The 15809-nt window shown below is 44.6% G+C and carries 16 protein-coding genes and 1 pseudogene; 1 reads left to right on the forward strand and 16 read right to left on the reverse strand.

Annotated elements, in window-relative coordinates; genetic code table 11:
* Window positions 1-15: 15 nt before the first annotated feature.
* The 10 genes from xdhA to LIZ66_RS19575 form a co-directional block, all read right to left on the reverse strand.
* A complete protein-coding gene (gene xdhA / locus LIZ66_RS16350; protein ID WP_227201057.1) occupies window positions 16-2289 on the reverse strand; it encodes a xanthine dehydrogenase subunit XdhA in 2274 nt (757 codons plus the stop codon).
* Window positions 2290-2519: 230 nt separating this feature from the next.
* Window positions 2520-2651, reverse strand: a complete 132-nt coding sequence (locus tag LIZ66_RS20235) for a DUF6783 domain-containing protein (RefSeq protein ID WP_408611568.1) — start codon at window positions 2649-2651, stop codon at window positions 2520-2522.
* Window positions 2652-2682: 31 nt separating this feature from the next.
* Window positions 2683-3174: a 4Fe-4S binding protein gene (locus LIZ66_RS16355; RefSeq protein ID WP_227201058.1), complete on the reverse strand. Its 492-nt coding sequence runs from the start codon at window positions 3172-3174 to the stop codon at window positions 2683-2685.
* A 3-nt stretch (window positions 3175-3177) separates the two neighbouring features.
* On the reverse strand, window positions 3178-5760 hold the full coding sequence (xdh, locus tag LIZ66_RS16360) for a selenium-dependent xanthine dehydrogenase (RefSeq protein WP_227201059.1): 2583 nt from the start codon (window positions 5758-5760) through the stop codon (window positions 3178-3180).
* A 218-nt stretch (window positions 5761-5978) separates the two neighbouring features.
* Complete coding sequence (gene ygfK / locus LIZ66_RS16365) at window positions 5979-8978, reverse strand: putative selenate reductase subunit YgfK (RefSeq protein ID WP_195591016.1); 3000 nt, start codon at window positions 8976-8978, stop codon at window positions 5979-5981.
* A 2-nt stretch (window positions 8979-8980) separates the two neighbouring features.
* Window positions 8981-10318: a putative aminohydrolase SsnA gene (ssnA, locus tag LIZ66_RS16370; RefSeq protein WP_226838075.1), complete on the reverse strand. Its 1338-nt coding sequence runs from the start codon at window positions 10316-10318 to the stop codon at window positions 8981-8983.
* A gap of 48 nt (window positions 10319-10366) precedes the next feature.
* Window positions 10367-10591 carry a DUF6783 domain-containing protein gene (locus tag LIZ66_RS20240; RefSeq protein ID WP_368366803.1) on the reverse strand — a complete coding sequence of 75 codons (225 nt, stop codon included), beginning with the start codon at window positions 10589-10591 and terminating at the stop codon, window positions 10367-10369.
* 108 nt (window positions 10592-10699) lie between these two features.
* Window positions 10700-11293, reverse strand: a complete 594-nt coding sequence (locus LIZ66_RS16375) for a histidine phosphatase family protein (protein ID WP_173716604.1) — start codon at window positions 11291-11293, stop codon at window positions 10700-10702.
* Window positions 11286-11666 (reverse strand): bifunctional adenosylcobinamide kinase/adenosylcobinamide-phosphate guanylyltransferase, encoded by a 381-nt coding sequence (locus LIZ66_RS16380; protein ID WP_195380245.1) that lies wholly within the window; start codon window positions 11664-11666, stop codon window positions 11286-11288. Before LIZ66_RS16380 ends, LIZ66_RS16375 begins: the two co-directional genes overlap by 8 nt.
* A 2-nt stretch (window positions 11667-11668) precedes the next feature.
* Window positions 11669-11779 (reverse strand): DUF6783 domain-containing protein, encoded by a 111-nt coding sequence (locus tag LIZ66_RS19575; RefSeq protein ID WP_408611571.1) that lies wholly within the window; start codon window positions 11777-11779, stop codon window positions 11669-11671.
* Between LIZ66_RS19575 and LIZ66_RS19580 the strand changes: the two are divergent.
* Window positions 11773-11817 (forward strand): annotated as a pseudogene (locus LIZ66_RS19580) (DUF6783 domain-containing protein); the annotation flags it as partial. The gene LIZ66_RS19575 and the pseudogene LIZ66_RS19580 overlap by 7 nt on opposite strands.
* A 39-nt stretch (window positions 11818-11856) precedes the next feature.
* Here the strand turns inward: LIZ66_RS19580 and cobS are convergent.
* The 6 genes from cobS to LIZ66_RS16410 all read right to left on the reverse strand — a co-directional run.
* On the reverse strand, window positions 11857-12621 hold the full coding sequence (gene cobS, locus LIZ66_RS16385) for an adenosylcobinamide-GDP ribazoletransferase (protein ID WP_306797110.1): 765 nt from the start codon (window positions 12619-12621) through the stop codon (window positions 11857-11859).
* Entirely contained in the window at window positions 12608-13150 is a 543-nt protein-coding gene (locus LIZ66_RS16390) for a bifunctional adenosylcobinamide kinase/adenosylcobinamide-phosphate guanylyltransferase (RefSeq protein ID WP_173773575.1), read from the reverse strand. Before LIZ66_RS16390 ends, cobS begins: the two co-directional genes overlap by 14 nt.
* A gap of 1 nt (window position 13151) precedes the next feature.
* Complete coding sequence (gene cobT / locus LIZ66_RS16395; protein ID WP_226838074.1) at window positions 13152-14204, reverse strand: nicotinate-nucleotide--dimethylbenzimidazole phosphoribosyltransferase; 1053 nt, start codon at window positions 14202-14204, stop codon at window positions 13152-13154.
* Window positions 14201-14617, reverse strand: a complete 417-nt coding sequence (locus tag LIZ66_RS16400) for a GtrA family protein (RefSeq protein WP_226838073.1) — start codon at window positions 14615-14617, stop codon at window positions 14201-14203. Before LIZ66_RS16400 ends, cobT begins: the two co-directional genes overlap by 4 nt.
* A complete protein-coding gene (locus LIZ66_RS16405; RefSeq protein ID WP_226838072.1) occupies window positions 14601-15563 on the reverse strand; it encodes a glycosyltransferase family 2 protein in 963 nt (320 codons plus the stop codon). Before LIZ66_RS16405 ends, LIZ66_RS16400 begins: the two co-directional genes overlap by 17 nt.
* 62 nt (window positions 15564-15625) lie before the next feature.
* A partial coding sequence (locus tag LIZ66_RS16410) for a hypothetical protein (RefSeq protein ID WP_227201060.1) occupies window positions 15626-15809 on the reverse strand: 184 nt, incomplete at its 5' end.

The raw sequence follows: 15809 nt of genomic DNA on the forward strand, positions 1-15809 counted from the left end.
CTCATGCCCCCTTTCTCAGATCAGTCCGGTCTTTGTAAAACCGTCTATCAGTCTTTGCGGTGTCAGAGGAATCTCGGAAAAGCCGATGCCAGTTGCATGAAGCACAGCATTCCGGATGGCCGGTGCACTTGGAATTGCAGGAGGCTCGCCTAGGGCTTTATTTCCATATGGTCCCATTGGATCGTTCAGTTCTACAAACTCAGCAGTCAGATCCGGAGTATCCATCATTGTCATCATTTTATAATCCAGCAAAGTCCCATTTAATGGTCTTCCTGTTTTCTCATCGATAAGAAGCTGCTCAGAAACTCCATAACCGATTCCCATGAACATACCGCCATGAACCTGCATTGCTGCAAGCTGCGGATTCAAAAGGGTTCCACTGTCATGAACATTCACAATATCCAGAACCTTGATCTTGCCAAGTTTCATATCTACTTCTACTTCCGCAAAACAACAGCCGCTGGCAACTGTATTCTTCTTCACCTGTCTGGAAACCTCTGCTGTAAGGACAGAAGAATTACTCAGGCTGTAATAGCTCTCCATAGCCAGATCCTCAAGGGAAATCGCAGGCTTGCCATCTGCCAGAATATAACCATCCTCCAGTTCCAGCCGATCCACATTGCCTGGAACCAGTGTTCTGGCATATTCTAAAATCTTCTGCTTCAGCTGCTGCGCACATTCCTTCACAGCTGTACCGGTGACGAAGGACTGTCTGGAAGCATAGGCACCTGTATCAAAAGGCGTTACATCTGTATCCTGCTGGGTTACAATATGCACCCTGGAAATATCCATATGTAAGGTCTCTGCTGCCATCTGGGAAAATACAGTATCCGCGCCCTGTCCAATCTCTGTAGCACCAACCTGCAGCTGTACACTTCCATCCTGATTCAGAGACAGCCTTGCACCTGCAATCTCCAGAGAAATTGGCCATACACCAGTCTTATAGGAAAACAGTGCCATACCAACTCCACGCCGGATATCGCCAGTCTGGTTCTGATATGCTTTCCGTTTCTCATCCCAGTGAATATACTCTGCTCCTTTTTCCAGGCACTCAAAAATACCGTTGGTATTCGCTGCGATTGGCTTCAGATAGGCATCTTCATAATAGCCATGGATCAGATTTTTTCTGCGGAATTCCAGCGGATCCATACCGATTTCATAAGCAATATCATCCATAAAGCTCTCTGTGGCAAAGCAAACCTGAGGAATTCCATATCCTCTCATCGCCCCTGCTGTAGGACAGTTGGTATAGACAGTATAAGCTTCTCCTCGGATATTTGGGCATGCATACTGAAGTCTGCTGGCCGTCAGACCATTGGCTGCTATGGCATGTCCGTGGGATGCATAAGCTCCCTGATTGGAATAGGTAGTCATCTCTTTTGCAAGAAGATGTCCTTCTTCATCTACGCCTGCTTCCATGTCATATTCGATGGAGTGACGGGTTCTGGTATTGGTAAAGGTCTCCTCACGTGTAAGCTCAATCTTCACGGGACGACCGCCCACCTGCATGGTGAGAAATGCATTCAGAGGTTCATAAAGCACCTCCTGCTTGTTTCCGAAGCCACCGCCTACATAAGGCTTGATCACACGTACCTGCCCCCAGGGGATTCCAAGTGCCTGGCCAACAATACGGCGTACAATATGTGGAATCTGTGTGGAAGAAACCACCACGACCCTGCCCTTTTCCATATAAGCATAAGAAATATTATTCTCAATATGGCAGTGCTGGACAATAGGTGTCTTATAGCTTCTTTTCAGCTTCACGGCAGCCTTCTCCATTGCGCTGTCTACGTCTCCGATTGCAAAGCTGGATCTTGCCAGAATATTATCCTTCTTGTCAAGATGAATGGGATGCTCCGTTCCACGCATGGAAATCTTCGGGCTCACAACCACCGGATATTCTTCATATTCTACTTTGATCAGCTTCAATGCTCTGGAAGCTGTCACTTCGTCCTCAGCTACTACAGCTGCTATATCATCGCCATAATACCGTACCCGTCCGGTGAGCAGATTACGGTCTGCCACATCCTGATGAGCAAGCTCCACGGACCAGGGATGTCCTGGGGTGGGATAACAATGATTCGGTACGTCCTTAAAGGTAACTACCTTTACTACGCCGTCCAGAGCCTCTGCTTCGCTGGTATCAATGGATTTTACCACACCGTTTCCGATCTTTGCATGATAAACCCTGGCTACCAGACACTTATCCAGGATCAGGTCATCTGTAAATTTCGCACGTCCTGTCACTTTCTCATAAGCGTCTACTCTTGGAACACTCTTTCCAATCATATGCTTCACCTTCTTTATATTTTTTGCAACGGATGCCTCCAATCCGCCCTTTACCCCCTCATAAGGGAATGGCCGACGCCGTTCAAAAAACAAGTTTACGGTTCTTCTTTGAACTGATCGTCGGCCCCTTATGCTTCTTCTCTTTCCGTCTCAACCTAAAAAATATTGTACAAAATATTCTTTCAATGCAAAATTATTGTATCATATTTCACCGGTGTTTTGCAATAATTTTATGAATAATTTAGCTGTTTTATCTGTATAATTTTGAAATTTCTGTAAATTCGAAGTTCTATCAATCTGGAGCATGTTTGGAAAATCATTCCCGCAATTTTCCCTCCCAGCCTTGCGGTATATTTCACCATTGAATATTACATAACTGCCATAATCGCTTCTCTAATTTTTTGCCGTATAAATCCCCCGCAGATCGTAAATCGCATGTCTTGGACACTTCACTGCGCACATTCCACAGCTCAGGCAGACAGACTCTTCTATCACTGCACAGTTATCTGTAACCCGGATTGCCCCGGCCGTACAGGTCTTCTCACAGATTCCACAGCCGATACAGCTGACTTCACACTGTTTCTTTGCTTCTGCCCCTTTACTCTTATTTGAGCATTTTACTACGATCCAATTGGCACATTCATGGACATGAATGATCTTCTGTGGACATACCTTCCCACATGCCCCGCAGCCAATGCATTTTTCTTCATCTATTTCCGCCACTCCATACTCATTCAGGGAAATAGCGCCAAATTTACATTTCTCCACACAGGCTCCACAGCCAATACATCCATCTTTGCATCCATTGTCCCCTGCTGTAACCCTGCACCCCCCATTACATGCCACAACAGCTGACCGATACGGAAATTTCTTCTTTACTGCCATCTCTCATCCCTTCCTTTCATATGGTGTTTCACTAAGAGGAAGGCTGTAACGCCTTACACCATCTCTTCGGAAATAGGCATCTGCTATTGCGGGTGCGGTAGGAATGGATGTAATTTCTCCAATACCAATAGCACCGCAGGCAACCTTAAGACCTGGCTTGTCGATAACAATGGCATCGATCTTCGGAATCTCATGTGCGCGGAAAAGACCTAAAGAACCATACTTGGAAATAGGTTTACAGTTCTCATCAATGGGATATTTTTCCCGCAGGGCAAATCCTATGGACATTACCACACCACCCTCGATCTGCCCCTCACAGGACAAAGGATTTACCGCTTTTCCCACATCATGAGCAGCAACTATCTCTTCTATCTTGCCTGTCTTGGAATCCAAAATACAAACCTGGGTAGCATATCCATAAGCAACATGGGAAACCGGATTGGGCACATTTGCACCAAGAGGATCGGTCTTCGCAAGATATTCTGCATAATAAACCTTACCGATCATATCTTCTACGCTTAATCCTGCTTTTTTATCCTCCATCAATTTCTCACAGGCTCTCCTGCAGGCCTCACCGGTGATCAATGTCTGTCTGGAACCGGATGTAGTTCCGGAATCTGGTGAAATCCAGGTATTGCTGCGCTCGTAAATGATATCCTCTCTTTTTATATCTGTATTACTTACGATCATCTGGGTCAGTACTGTGCCAAGCCCTTGTCCAATGCAGGAAGCTCCTGAGTAGATGTGAAGCTTCTTATCCTCTTCATAAATCAGTTTCACGCGGCCAGTGTCTGGAATTCCAACACCAACCCCTGCATTCTTCATGGCGCAGCCAATGCCCACCGCTTTTCCTGCTGCCAACGCAGCTTCATATTTCGGCTGTACCGCTTCTAAGGTCTCCACAAGACCTGTAGAATCGTCAACAATCTGACCATTCGGAAGTGTCTCCCAGGGCCGGATCGCATTGCGGTAACGAATTTCCCAGGGAGTGATTCCCACCTTATCTGCCATCATATTCAAAAGTGTCTCTGTAGCAAAACAGGTCTGGGTAACTCCGAATCCGCGAAATGCTCCTGCCGGCGGATTATTGGTATAGTAAGCTGTTCCCTCAATTTCAAAGTTTTCGTAGTGATAAGGACCTGCTGCATGGGTACATGCGCGCTCCAGAACCGGACCGCCAAGAGATGCGAATGCACCTGTATCCGCGGCAACCTTTGCCTTTACTCCCATGATATTTCCATTTTCATCACAGCCCATGGTCATATCCATATAAAAAGGATGGCGCTTAGGATGGACCAGCAGGGATTCTGCTCTTGTAAGCTTCATCTTAACCGGTTTCTTCGTTACATAAGTAAGAAGCGCGCTTAAATGCTGCACAGTCATGTCTTCCTTACCGCCAAATCCGCCGCCTACCAGCGCATTTTGTACCTTTACTTTGTCTGTACCAAGAACTAAGCTGCATTCGTGCAGAGTCTGATGTGCTGACTGGTCTGTGGAATATACAAAAACATCTCCGTCTTCATCATAAAAAGACACAGCACATTCCGGTTCCAGAAATGCGTGTTCCGTCCATGGTGTCTCAAAATGATGGGAAATCACATATTTGGAATTTTTTATAGCCTCTGCTGCATTTCCCCGGCTGATATGTTTATATGCACAGATATTGTTCTCTTCCTCATCAAATACCTTTGGTGCATCTGGTTTCGCTGCCTCTTCAATCGTATGAATGTGAGGAAGCACCTTATACTCAACCTGGATCAGCTTCGCTGCCTTATCCGCAGTCTCTTTATCCCGGGCTGCCACAAGTGCAATGGCATCTCCCAGATAATGGGTAATCCCTCCTATGGGAATCAGGGTATACTGATCATGCTTTAAATGTCCGATTTTATTCTCTCCTGGAATGTCTTCTGCCGTAACAACCGCCTCTACCCCAGGAAGTGCCAGCGCCTTCGTCTTATCAATGGAAAGCACTCTTGCACGCGGATATTTACTTCTCAGAGCTGATCCATAAAGCATACCATCCAGATAAAAATCGTCTGGATATTTTCCGGTACCAAGAACCTTTTCCCCAACATCAATTCTTGCTACGCGGGAGCCAATATGCCAGTCGTTGTTAATTTCTTCCGGAAGTGTCCCCTCCTGCATAACTTTAGCCGCGATCCGTACTGCATCTATAATTTTTACATATCCGGTACAACGGCAATAATTGTTACGCAAGGCATATTTGATTTCTTCATCAGTGGGCTCTTTATTCACATCCAGAAGAGCTTTCGTGCACATTACCATGCCAGGAATGCAAAAGCCGCACTGTACAGCACCAGCCTTTCCGTATGCATACGTATATACCTTTTCTTCCCACTCTGTCAGACCTTCTACTGTAATGATATTTCTGCCATCCAGCAGATCTGTATCCGGCACACAGGCCTTACAGGTTCTGCCATCGATAATCACTGTACAGGCTCCACAAGCACCCTCACTACAGCCATCTTTTACAGAAGTCAGATGTAACTCATCACGGAGAAATCTGAGCAGCTTTTGATTTTTTTTCGTCTCTACCCTCTGGCCATTGACTGTAAATACTGCCATGTTGGACTCTCCTTTCTACTACCCCATGAAAGTCAGATGCTTTTAACTGCGCTCCTAAACTTTCACAGTGAACTATGAGAAACACATTCTGAAGGTTTCCCAAATTATCGCAGCAGTCACCAAGATCTTATGCATGAACATACTTCGGCTCGCTGCCTGTCAAAATATAGACACTGTCCACAGCCCTTAAAAAGCTGTGGACAGTATTTTCTATTACTTTATTTAGTTATCAGATATCCGTAATCATCGATCACTGCACAGATCAGCTTCTTCAAACCGTCATACAATTTGTCTGCCGGATCGTCTGCCTTGCAGTCTGTGATCTGGCCTACAAATCTCACCTTACAGGTCTTATTCTCTTTATCCAGAACAACAAAACCATCGTTCTTACTGTCTGCCATGTCTTTCTCATTTGCAAACAGAGTAAATTTATCCTTGTATGGTGCACTTGCGTATGGGCAGAAGCTCTTACAGTTGCCGCACTCATTACACATATAATCTACGTGGATCACCTGATTCATAGCCATTCCAGGAACCTTGATGGAAATATTGGCACGGTTCGGACACACATCTACACAGTTCTCACAGACTTTGTTACAGGTAAGACATCTCTCTTCCTCTGTCTTTGCCTCTTTGCTGTGCTTCAAGATACCTTTCTTTTCGAAACAGTCTTTCACATCACCTGTCACAGCTGCATCTCTGGTAATCTCTTTGCCAAGAATATCTTTCACTGCCAGCTGTGCATCCCGGATTCCCTCTACGATGGTTGCTGCGCCTCTGGCGCCGTCTCCGGCAACATAGACACCACTCACGCTGGTTTCAAGAGTCTTATCGTTGACCTTTGCTTTTCCTCTTTCATCTACTGCGATCTGGTTGGCAGTGTAGAAATCGGTATCAATCTTTTCTCCAACAGCTACGATCACGGTGTCAGCCGGAACCTCTACCACATCTGCAGTCTCGGTTACACCTGCACGTCCGGAAGCATCCATCTGGCCAAGCTTCATCTTCTTGCAGAGCAGTCTGCCGCCATCAAGACTTACAGGAGAAAGAAGTTCCTTAAACTCAACGCCCTCCTCCAGAACTTCCAGAAGCTCATCCTCTGCAGCTGGCATATAGCGTTTGGTTCTTCTGTATACAAGATAAACATGCTCTACGCCTTCTGTGCGTTTCGCAGCTCTTGCAGTGTCCATAGCAGTGTTTCCGCCGCCGATTACAACTACATTTTTGCCAATATTCAGCTTACCATCATTTGCCTTGAAATCACGAAGGAACTTCAGAGCGTTAACGGTCTCACCTTTTTCCAGTTTCAAAGTGCCAGGCTTGCCAGCTCCGATTGCCAGGATCACAGCATCATAACCCTGTGCTTTCAGATCTGCCACAGAAGTGATCTCTGTATTTGTGCGGATCTCTACACCCATCTTCTGGATGAAAGAAATATCTTTGTCAATAGCAGCGTCACCAATACGGAATCCAGGTATCACGTAACGGATCACGCCGCCAGCTTTCTCTTCTTTTTCAAAAATGGTAACTGCTGCGCCCTCTCTTGCAAGGAAGTAAGCAGCTGCAATACCAGCAGGACCGCCACCAACTACGGCGACCTTCTTACCGTTTGGCTCGCCGGCCTTGATCTCACCGATCAGCTGCTCATAGCCATGCTCTGCTGCTGTCAGCTTGGTGCCACGGATATTTACGGATTCTTCGTAGAAATTACGGGTACATTTGGTCATACAGTTGTGTGCACATAAGGTGCCTGTAATAAATGGCAGGGCATTTTTCTCAAGGATCACTTCAAGTGCTTCTTTATATTTCCCCTCACCAGTCAGTGCTACATACTGTGGAATATCCTGATGGATTGGACAACCTTCAGAACATGGTGCATAGAAGCAGTCCAGAAGAGGAACTTCTTTTGTGCTCTTTCTGTTCGGAACCGGCTTAATGTTCTTCACATGATGCCCATCAGTAATAGCATCTGCTGCCAGCTTCTTCAGTGCATCCACATCGATTCCTTCCCATTTTTTCGGACAGATTCCTTCTACCTTATCTACTACCTGGGTAAATCTCTGGTAGCCGCCTGTCTTCAAAAGGGTGGTAGCCATAGTTACAGGCCAGATACCGCATCCCACAATTTTGTCAATATTGTAATAATCTGCACCTCCGGAATAGGAAATTCGAAGTTTTCCTGCGAATTCAGCAGAAAGTTTGGCTGCAAGGGAAATGGACAGCGGGAACAAAGCTTTACCGGACATGTACATTTCTTCACTTGGAAGCTCATTTCGTGTAACGTCAACCGGGAAAGTATTGGTAATCTTTACACCAAATTCCAGGCCCAGTCCTTCGGATAATTTCATCAGCCGTGTAAGCATGGGGACTGCATCCTCATACTGCAAGTCGTCTCTGAAATGGAAATCGCCGAATACCATATAATCATATCCCATCTCATCCATGGTCTTTCTTGCAAAATCATAGCCAAGAAGGGTCGGATTGCATTTTACAAAGGTATTCAGATGTTTCTCTGTAAGCAGATAATTTGCAATGCTCTCAATCTCCTGTGGAGGACATCCATGCAGTGTGGAGATCGTAGCAGAATTACAGACATTGGACGGGATTGCTTCGATGTCTTCTCTGGTAAAATTCTGGAACTTGTCAGCATTGTCCAAAAGCCATTTTCTGCATTCCTGGAAAATAACAGTGTCCTTTGCTTCCATCATTCCGTCAATAAAGGTATTGACCTTGTCTCCCTTAATTCCTGCAAGATCATATCCTACGGAAATATTAAACTGGAACCCATCCTGTGCACCCAGGCCGAATTCTTTTGCGATCACATGAAGGATAAACCATGCCTTGATGTACTCGCCCATCGCGTCCGGAACAGTCAGCTCAGTTGACCATTCGCAGTTATATCCCTCATCATCTGCAAGAATACAAGGTTTATTCACGCATGCAGAAAGCTCTGCGCCATCCATCTTCTGAACTGTCTTCAGCTCAAAGAAACGGGCTCCTGCATAATAAGAAGCAATGATATTCTGTGCCAGCTGGGTGTGGGGACCTGCTGCCGGTCCCACTGGTGTCTCCAGATTTCTGGTAAAAATAGTCATATCATTCTTCGGATCTGCTGTGTATGGGCGATGTACCCCAAATACAGTGTCCTGCCCTTTTTTCTCCTGAAGGACCCAGTCCATCAGCTGCCCGAAAGGCATACATGTCATAATATCGCTCATATTTATTTTCCTCCGTTAATATCGTCAGCCAGTTCCTGTGCAGACTGACGGCAGTCAGCCATAACCTTATCTACGTCACAAACCAGCACTTCCCTGTCTTTCATAAGAACCTTGCCGTTACATACAGTAGTCACAACGTCATGTCCTGTAGTTCCAAACAGAAGATGTCCGTTTACATTGTCTGCTCTCATAGGTGTAAGCGGGTTGTAATCCATTACGATCACATCGGCAGCTGCCCCCTCTTTCAGAACACCAAGTGGTTTCTTAAAGTAGCGGTTGGCAATAATTGCATTGTTCTCAAAGAGCATCTTTGGAACCTCACCCCATGCAGCATTTGGATCGCAGAGATGATGCTTATGAAGGATATTAGCAACCTTCCAGGATTCCAGCATATCGTGGGTGTATCCATCAGTTCCAAGTCCTGTAACGATTCCCTTATGTACCAATTCCATGGTAGGCGGACATCCACAGGCATTTCCCATATTGGATTCCGGATTGTGGACAACCATAGTGTTAGTCTCTTTAATTAAATCCATCTCATGCTCGTTAATATAAATACAATGTCCAAGAAGCGTCTTCGGCCCAAGAATATTCCAGTCGTAAAGTCTGTCTACAATTCGTTTGCTGTGCTCCTTCAGACACTGATGAAGGTCATAGATACCCTCTGCAACATGAATATGATAGCCAACACCGTCTGGTTTCAGTTCGTTACACAATTCCATGGTCTCATCGGAAATAGTGAAAGATGCATGCATACCCATCATAGCAGCGATCATGTCGCTGTCATCTGCAAGTGCGTGTTTGATAAAGTTCACATTCTCCATTACAGATTCTCTGGACTTGTCCATGCCGTCACGGTCGGAAATTTCATAGCAAAGGCAGGTACGGACACCAAGCTCCTTAGCTGCTGATTCAATAGCACTGAGGGAACCGGTAATATGTCCAAAGCTTGCGTGGTGATCAAATACAGTCGTTACACCATTCCGGATACTGTCGATGTAAGTAGCCATCGCAGAAAGTCTGGTCTGCTCCAGGGTAAGATGACGGTCAATGGTCCACCACTGTCCATCCAGAATATCCAGAAAGCCCTTGGGATTATATCCTTTAATACTCAGACCTCTGGCAAAAGAGCTGTAGATATGCTCATGGGTATTGATAAATGCAGGCATGATAACTCCGCCTCTGGCATCTACAAATTCTCCATCCGGATATGCCTTCTTCACCTCATCTGTAGTCCCCACCATAACTATGGTGTTACCATCCATTGCAACTGCACCGTTCTCTATAAATGCCTTGGATGCGTCCCGTGTGATCATTCTTCCATTACCAATAATAAGCATATGGCATCCTCCTTTACTTGTTAAAATTGTTGAATCAAATAGCACAATTCAACATTTTTTAGGATATTTTATACAGATAATGTAACACATTCCCATATAAATTTCAATAGGAAATCTAAATATATTTTTGGCTTTCTCAAAATTTTTGTTTAAACAAACTAACTGATCACAACCAAAACAGGCTCTAGGGCATGTTTGAAAAATGCTTTCTACAAGCTGTACGTCACAATTCGAGGGAGATTTTGCCCGCAGTCTGCATAAACATGAAAACAAGGCAGTCTGTCAATTAAACAAACTGCCTTGTTCTCTCTATTAATGGATTTTTCAAACAAGCTCTATTCCATAGCTGATTTTCCATCTACATTATTCGTATATGTATCTTTATAACTCCCGGATCACATGCAAAAATTTCCGGCCCTTTTTCCATAATTCAGGATCAATTTCCACCTCATAGCCTTTGCCATTCTGCACATGCCAGTCATAAAAAGAGCGGTCTTCGTCTGCATATTCTTCCATAACATTCATGATCGTACCGCCATGTACCACAAGTGCTGCCAAAGAAATCCCATTACGGAGACAACCATTTACAGCTTTCTGGAAGCCGGTCACATTGCGTCTTTTAAATTCCTCTCTGCTCTCTCCTCCCGGAAATGGCAGAAGTCCGCCAGAATCGATCCAGGACTGGTAATGTTCATTTCCGTCTAGTTCCTGATAATTTTTATTTTCAAATTCTCCAAAATCACATTCTGCAAGCTCATCAATAATATTCAGCTTTTTTCCGGGAAAAAGGATTCCTGCTGTCTGGGTACAGCGGATCATAGGACTTGCATAAACTGCCTGTACCTCCGGATAAGCAAGCTGCGCCAGCATATTCCCAGCCTCCGGACAAAGAGGCTCATCCGTCCTTTTTCCTATATATCTTTTTAACTTATTTCCCTGGGTTTCCCCATGACGAACCAGAATAAGTTTAAGCATTTTTGATCACCGTCCCAATTCCACATACTACACGTATTACCTTTTTGCTTTTTGATGCAAGATCCGTACAGACTCTTCCCACTGCTTCCCGGTACTTCCGGTCAAAAGCATCCATTGGGACAACGCCGTATCCCACTTCCTGGCTTACCAGAATGATATCCGGATTTTTCTCCCATAATTCTTCTGCCAGTCTGGTCAGATCTTTGTCTGCTTTTAATTCTTTTTTGATATACTCCTGAAAATCAAGGACGCCTTCTGCATTCATAAGCTCTTCTTTTTCCAGATCAGCTCCATTTTTCCAGCAGATATCAGGATGATGTTCTTTTGCATAGGTGCTCTTTCCCTGAAAAGCACCTCCGATGATCATTTCCATTGTTACAATTCCTCCCTTTTTTCCCAGTTCCCGGAGCGTGTCTGTAAAAGGCTTTCTGCAAGATGTACGTCACAATTTGTGGGAAATTTTGCCCGGATGAGGGCGCATAGCAGGCTACGACAACCGAATTCGGGCAAAATATACCGCAAAGTGGGGCGTGCAAATTGCGGGAATGATTTTTCAGACATGTCTAGATAAATACAGAAACAACAGCCAGTACAACAGCCATTCCTACCTCACAAAGGCACAGAAAATAGCCTGCCAGGTCACCTGTGATCCCGCCAAAATATTTCATTGCTTTATAATGATAATAAAGGAAAACAAGTACTGCAGTTCCAAATGCCAGAATGCCCATCACAGGCTGGATGCATATCATCACCGCCAGAAGGATTCCCAGATAAACGATCAGCACATTCCGCACGATCATATCTTCTGCTTTTCTGGAAAATTCTGCTACAGTTCCATCTTTACGTGCCTTTGGAAACATCATGACACTGATTCCGGAAAAACATCTGGAAACCATAAATCCGAGAGCCATGATCAAAAGTGCCCGCCTGTCCGTCCACAACTGGCTGTAAGCTCCATACCATATCAGAAAAAAAGCACAGGCTGTAATAACCGCAAATGCACCGGCATGGGAATCTTTCAGAATTTCAAGACGTCTCTCCCTTTCCTGCCAGGAGCTTAATGCATCCGAAGTATCCAGAAGACCATCTACATGGATTCCACCTGTCACCACTACCGGAACCAGTACAAGAACTGCTGAGACAAAAGACGGATTAAATCCAAATTTTCCCCCTGCCCATCCTACCAGATAAGAAAGCGCTCCAATTACCAGGCCGATAAAAGGAAAAAAACAGAATGTATATTTCATATTCTCCTTGTTCCAGTCTGCCATTGGCATAGGGATTTTTGAATACATGGCAAATGCCACTTTAAAATTATTCCACAGCATTTTCAATGATTTTTCCTCCTTTATGCCAGATTGGAATCCCATATACTACTTCAACCACCTCATCAGCCATTTTTCCAATGTTTTGATTGATTATCCCCAGATATTCCTGATAGCGGATGGTATCGCCCTCATAACTGGCTGCTTCGGAAAAAATCTCATTGGTGACAATTACCAGATGACGTACCTGGCTTCTCAACTTTTTTATGCCTTCCAAAACGGCTTCCACAGTTTTTTCACCAGCCCCTTTTTCCTCAAACATCTCATTAGCGGCAAGATTGGACATACATTCCAGAAGAACCACAGCATTTTCCGGGAAATCCAGATTCTTCAATCCGGTATAACATTCAACTGTCTCGAATCCTTTTCCTGCACGCATTTTCTGATGACGTGCCACACGCTTATGACTTTCCTCGTCATATGGATGCATGGTTGCAATATAGATTCTTTTTGCCGGTCCAAAAGATACTATTTTATCTTCTGCAAAAGCAGATTTTCCGCTTCCGCTTCCTCCGGTCACAACTGTCATCATATTAATTCAGCTCCTCGTACTGATCCACGTGAATATCATCAAATGTACTTAATGTATTGTAAAGAGTAGCTCCCATATCAAGAAACGGACAAAGGGCAATGGCTCCAGTGCCTTCCCCAAGACACATGTCAGCATGAAGCACAGCTTCTTTTCCAAGCTCATCCAGAACAAGATGTGCTGCCGGTTCTTTGGACACATGACTGGCAATCATATAATCCGCTGCCTCCGGGCAAAGTCTGGCTGCTACAAGAGCGGCAACTCCGGAAATAAAACCATCAATAAGAACCGGAATCTGTAATGCAGCTCCGCCAAGATACACACCTGCCATTCCTGCGATATCAAGGCCTCCAACTTTTGCAAGCACGTCTATGGAATCTTTTGCATCCGGCTTGTTTAAATCAATGGCTTTCTTGATTGCCTGAATCTTGCGGGTAAGTCCATCGCTGGAAAGTCCTGCGCCACGGCCAGTCATGGTTTCCACTGGTTGCCCCAGAAGCACAGATGCAACTGCACTGCTGGTTGTGGTATTTCCAATTCCCATCTCACCAGTTGCAAAGAGACGATACCCCTGAGCCTTCAACTCTTCTGCCATAGCAATTCCTGCTTCAATTCCTTTTATGGCTTCTTCTCTTGCCATAGCAGGACCTTTCGTCATATTGTGGGTTCCATACATAACTTTCAGATCTGTACGTGCTGTGGTGTCTCTTACCATTCCCACATCCACTGGCTTTACATCCACTCCACACTGGTGACACATTACACAAGCGGTAGTGGTTTCTTTTACAAAATTATCTGCTACAATTGCAGTAACTTCCTGTCCTGTCTGGGTAACCCCCTCTTCTACCACGCCGTTGTCTGCACACATGGCAACAAGAGCTTTTTTTCCAAGATCCACTTTCTCTTCCCCTGTAATTCCAACGATCTGCGTAATCAGATCTTCCATTTTTCCAAGGGAATGGAGAGGCTTGGCAATGCTGTCCCATCGCATTCTGGCTGCTTTCATTTTTTCCTCATTCAAAGGCTTTATCTGTTTAAGTGTTTCTTCTAATGTCATGATTTCCTCCCGCTGGTAAATACCAGGAATTTACTGAATATGTAATTTAATGCCAGAACTACAAACTGGGTGATAAATTTGCCGGCCATATCATTCATGTGTATGATCTCTGCAAAGAACCATACGCCTGCTACTTCAATCACCATTGTTACACCTCTCGCTCCGACAAATTTGCAGAATGGACGAATATGGGCTTTCAAAGTCTCGCATTTGTCCTGAAAAACAAATTTAGAATTTACCACATAAGCAAAAAGAATTGCCAGAATAATCGAGATCACATTTGCAAGATCTCTTTGAACTCCTGCCTGACGCATAAGAAAAAAGCTCACCAAATTTACCAGTGTAGTACATCCTCCAAAAAACACATAACGTACCACATCACTGGCATACAGTTTCTTAATGAGAGCGGTCATGGTTTACCTCCTGATAGACATCCTCTTTTCCACGAAGAATCTGAGAAATGATATAGCGTGGACGCCGTTTTACTTCTTCGTATATTTTTGCAATGTAATAGCCAATGATTCCAAGACTGAGCATAATAGCGCTTCCAATAAGCAGAAGAACGATAAGGGTAGTTGTATATCCTTCTACCGCTCTGCCGGCCAAAAATTGTACCAGCGAATAAATAATCAAAATCAGGGAGCATCCAAAGCATGCCCCTCCTACGACTGTTACAAATTGCAGCGGTGCTGTAGTAAAAGCCACAATATTGGTAAAAGCGTATTTTATCAAGGACCAGGTAGACCACTTAGACTGTCCAGCTTCTCTGTCCCGAACCTCAAATTCCACATAAGTGGTCTTAAATCCCACCCAGGATGAGGTCGCACGGAAAAACATATTTCGTTCTGGCATAGAAAGAATGCTATTCACTGCTTTCCTGTCCATCATCTTGAAATCCGAAGCATTCTGCATATTCACACCTGTAGCCTTGGACATGATTCCATAGAAAAAGCCAGCGCTCTCTTTATGAAGCAGACTTTCCGTTCCTCTTGATTTCTTTACGCCTTCGATTACTTCCCATCCCTGCTCCCAGAGATGGTACATGGAAATCAAAGTTTCCGGCGGGTGCTGCAGGTCACAATCCATAACTGCCACCACATCTCCTGTAGCCTGGGCCATTCCTGCATATACTGCTGCTTCTTTTCCGAAATTTCTGGAAAAATGAACGCCAAGAACATTTCCATCTTTTTCTCCGGCTTTGGTGATTTCTTCCCAGGTTTTGTCTTTTGAGCCATCGTCAACAACAACTAGTTCGTAGAAAATGCCGGCTTCTGCTAATACTTCATGAAGAACACGACAGGTTTTTCCTACCATCAGTTCTTCGTTATAAGCTGGCAAAACCACTGATAATCTGCTCATTTTTTCATCCTCTTCTCTGCTGACAGCCTTGTATATTTCTGTTTAAAACGTGACAGCAGATCTTATTCTTTTCGATTTTTCAACGTTCCCATTATATTACAAATCCAGTGGACAGGCAACCTTAATTGATATTCTTCAGAATTTGATAATAAAAAAACGATAACCAACCGGCTACCGTTTCCATTCTGTACCTTCAAAACTACATACATGTTACATCCTAATGGAATCATTTTACCTCTGCGTGAG

Origin of the sequence: Blautia faecis (genome assembly GCF_020554845.1) — a bacterium.
GTDB lineage: Bacteria > Bacillota > Clostridia > Lachnospirales > Lachnospiraceae > Blautia_A > Blautia_A faecis.

Coding starts and splice junctions, on each gene's coding strand:
- xdhA (WP_227201057.1), bottom strand. CDS start 2,289: ATGATTGGAAAGAGTGTTCCAAGAGTAGACGCTTATGAGAAAGTGACA.
- LIZ66_RS20235 (WP_408611568.1), bottom strand. CDS start 2,651: ATGGTGAAATATACCGCAAGGCTGGGAGGGAAAATTGCGGGAATGATT.
- LIZ66_RS16355 (WP_227201058.1), bottom strand. CDS start 3,174: ATGGCAGTAAAGAAGAAATTTCCGTATCGGTCAGCTGTTGTGGCATGT.
- xdh (WP_227201059.1), bottom strand. CDS start 5,760: ATGGCAGTATTTACAGTCAATGGCCAGAGGGTAGAGACGAAAAAAAAT.
- ygfK (WP_195591016.1), bottom strand. CDS start 8,978: ATGAGCGATATTATGACATGTATGCCTTTCGGGCAGCTGATGGACTGG.
- ssnA (WP_226838075.1), bottom strand. CDS start 10,318: ATGCTTATTATTGGTAATGGAAGAATGATCACACGGGACGCATCCAAG.
- LIZ66_RS16375 (WP_173716604.1), bottom strand. CDS start 11,293: ATGCTTAAACTTATTCTGGTTCGTCATGGGGAAACCCAGGGAAATAAG.
- LIZ66_RS16380 (WP_195380245.1), bottom strand. CDS start 11,666: ATGGAAATGATCATCGGAGGTGCTTTTCAGGGAAAGAGCACCTATGCA.
- cobS (WP_306797110.1), bottom strand. CDS start 12,621: ATGCTGTGGAATAATTTTAAAGTGGCATTTGCCATGTATTCAAAAATC.
- LIZ66_RS16390 (WP_173773575.1), bottom strand. CDS start 13,150: ATGATGACAGTTGTGACCGGAGGAAGCGGAAGCGGAAAATCTGCTTTT.
- cobT (WP_226838074.1), bottom strand. CDS start 14,204: ATGACATTAGAAGAAACACTTAAACAGATAAAGCCTTTGAATGAGGAA.
- LIZ66_RS16400 (WP_226838073.1), bottom strand. CDS start 14,617: ATGACCGCTCTCATTAAGAAACTGTATGCCAGTGATGTGGTACGTTAT.
- LIZ66_RS16405 (WP_226838072.1), bottom strand. CDS start 15,563: ATGAGCAGATTATCAGTGGTTTTGCCAGCTTATAACGAAGAACTGATG.